Genomic DNA, 2615 nt, shown 5'->3' with positions numbered 1-2615 from the left:
AAACGGGTAGGGTGCATACGAGTTATAACCAGGCCGTGGCCGCTACAGGAAGGTTAAGCTCTAATAACCCCAACCTACAGAACATCCCGATTCGTACCGAACGGGGAAGGGAAGTGCGGAAGGCTTTTATTGCCAGAGATGAAGATCACATCCTTTTATCTGCGGATTATTCTCAGATCGAACTCCGCATTATTGCGGAGATCAGCAAGGAAGAAAATATGCTGGATGCGTTTAGCAAGGGAATTGACATCCACACGGCGACAGCAGCGAAAGTATATGGTGTGCCGATTGAAGAAGTAGATTCTACGCAAAGAAGAAATGCTAAAGCCGTGAATTTCGGAATCATATACGGGCAATCTGCATTTGGTCTGTCGCAAAACCTGGGCATTCCCCGTAAGGAAGCTGCGCAAATCATCGAGCAGTATTTTGAACAGTATCCTGGTATTAAAAGATATATGAGTGATACGATGAATTTTGCAAGGGAAAATGGCTTTGTAGAGACCATTCTGGGCAGGAGGAGATACCTGAGAGACATTAACTCTGCAAATCAGACGGTTCGGGGATTTGCCGAGCGAAATGCGATCAATGCGCCGATACAAGGCTCTGCAGCAGATATGATCAAGGTGGCTATGATTCATATTCATAAGGATATTCAGGAAAAAGGATTAAAATCAAAAATGACCATGCAGGTACATGATGAGCTTGTGTTTGATGTGCTCCGTTCTGAAGTAGCGGAGATGAAAGAAATCATTGCCTACCGGATGAAAACAGCCATTAAAACCGCAGTGCCGATAGAGGTGGAAATTGGGGAAGGAAATAATTGGCTTGAAGCACATTAAAATTGAAATATTTTTATTTAACTTTCGTTAACCAATATTGGATTAAAGAAAATACTAGAAAAACATGAAAAAATTATTGAGTTTTGTTGCTGTGGCTTTACTGGGTTTAAGTACCACCTTTGCTCAGACTGCTGCACCTGCGCAGACCGTAAAAAAGACAGCTAAAAAAGTAGAAAGTAAGGCTACAACCACGGTTGCCGGTGCTAAAAAAGAAACTAAAGCAGCGGCTACGCAAACGGTGACGTCTACTAAAGCTACAGCTGCTGCGGTAAAGAAAGACGGTACACCGGATATGCGCTTTAAAGAAAACAAAGCTAAAGCAGCAGCGGCTGCAGGTCCGTTAAAAAAGGACGGAACTGCTGATATGCGTTATAAAGCAAACAAGAAAACAACAGTTGTGGTAAAAAAGAATTAAGCCATAAGTGTAAGGAAAAAGCCCCGTTTCAAATAGAAGCGGGGCTTTTTTATGGTGTTTATAATTCTATGGTCTCGCCAATTGCTGGTAAGAACAGTTTTTTATTCTCCCTGTTAAATTTCGACAAGGCTTCTTCTGTATCAATTTCAATCACCGGAAAAGTGTTGTAATGAACACCGATCACCTGATCGCAATTGATGTACTTTGTAGCCAACAGCGCATCATCTACATCCATGGTGAAATTACCTCCGATAGGAAGAATCGCATAATCTATTTTATATAAATCCGCCAGGATCTTCATATCCGCATTTAAGGAAGTATCTCCAGCAAAATAAATAGTTTTACCGCCGGTTTCCAGTACAAAACCTGCAGGGTTACCTCCATAGCTGCCATCTGGCATGGAGCTGGAATGCGTAGCCCAAACCATTCTCAGGTTTCCGAAATCAAATTTCTGTTTTCCGAAATTCATAGCATGAATGTTTTTGACACCTTGTTTCCCTGCCCAGTCCATCACTTCAACCATTCCAATTACCTTTGCATTGGTTTGTTTTGCCAGTTCCACAAGATCTGCAATATGATCTCCGTGACCATGGCTTACCAGGATGTAATCTGCCTCTATGGCTGTGGTGTCGATATGACTGGCCAAAGGATTCGGCTTGATAAAAGGATCGAAAAGAAATTTTTTGCCCTCTGCTTCCAATAAAAAGCAGGATTGTCCGTAATAGGTATATTTCATGATTTTAGATTAACTTCCAAACATTCCGCCAAGGCCTCCTAACATGCCCTGGGTTGCACTTTGCATTTCTGCAGCGCTTACCTGATCTGCTTGCGTTAAAGCTTTATTGATCGCTGTCAGCAGCAGTTCTTCTAATTCCTCTTTGTCGGCCTCTTTAAAGAATTCTTCTTTAATTTCTACAGCTGTAATTGCTTTATTGCCTGTAGCGGTCACTTTAATTGCTCCTCCCTCTACCTCGCCAAATACAGAGATGGTATCTAGTCTTTTCTTGATCTCACCCGCCATCTGCTGTGCGGCCATTAGTTTATCGAACATAGTATTTGTGTTTTATATTTTTAAACGAAATTAAGAGATTTTAGTTTAAAGTTTCTGTTGTAATTTAGATTGGCTAATGTGCTTTTCTTGGTTTTGCTCTTTCATATTGCTCCGGCCACCTGATCTCGTCTTCAAACTCAAAAGCAGCCTGCAATGGAAAATAAGGATTTCTAAGCAGCTCCCTTGCCATAATGATCAGGTCGGCCTGGCCATTACCAAGAATAACTTCAGCTTGTTGTCTGTCTGTTATTAAGCCAACTGCACCGGTCAATATACCGGTTTCTTTTTTGATCTGTTCAGCAAAGCTAAC

General features: G+C 41.7%; 4 protein-coding genes and 1 pseudogene. 2 read left to right on the top strand and 3 right to left on the bottom strand.

Annotated features, from left to right (window positions below):
* Together VNZ46_RS20605 and VNZ46_RS20600 are read left to right on the top strand one after the other, a co-directional pair.
* A partial coding sequence (locus VNZ46_RS20605; protein WP_325562132.1) for a DNA polymerase occupies positions 1 to 839 on the top strand: 839 nt, incomplete at its 5' end.
* A 64-nt stretch (positions 840 to 903) separates the two neighbouring features.
* The gene (locus VNZ46_RS20600) at positions 904 to 1254 is read left to right on the top strand and encodes a hypothetical protein (protein WP_325562131.1); all 351 of its coding nucleotides are present in this window, start codon (positions 904 to 906) and stop codon (positions 1252 to 1254) included.
* 58 nt (positions 1255 to 1312) lie between these two features.
* Here VNZ46_RS20600 and VNZ46_RS20595 read toward each other — a convergent pair whose 3' ends face one another.
* The 3 genes and pseudogenes from VNZ46_RS20595 to VNZ46_RS20585 all read right to left on the bottom strand — a co-directional run.
* Positions 1313 to 1990 carry a metal-dependent hydrolase gene (locus VNZ46_RS20595; protein ID WP_325562129.1) on the bottom strand — a complete coding sequence of 226 codons (678 nt, stop codon included), beginning with the start codon at positions 1988 to 1990 and terminating at the stop codon, positions 1313 to 1315.
* 9 nt (positions 1991 to 1999) lie between these two features.
* Positions 2000 to 2305, bottom strand: coding sequence for a YbaB/EbfC family nucleoid-associated protein (locus tag VNZ46_RS20590; protein WP_325562127.1), 306 nt, complete (start codon positions 2303 to 2305; stop codon positions 2000 to 2002).
* Positions 2306 to 2378: 73 nt separating this feature from the next.
* A pseudogene (locus tag VNZ46_RS20585) lies at positions 2379 to 2615 on the bottom strand (oxidoreductase); the annotation flags it as partial.

It is taken from the genome of Pedobacter sp., assembly GCF_035566355.1.
GTDB lineage: Bacteria > Bacteroidota > Bacteroidia > Sphingobacteriales > Sphingobacteriaceae > Pedobacter.
The sequence above is the reverse complement of the archived record's forward strand: the minus strand, read 5'-3'. Positions and strand labels throughout refer to the sequence as shown.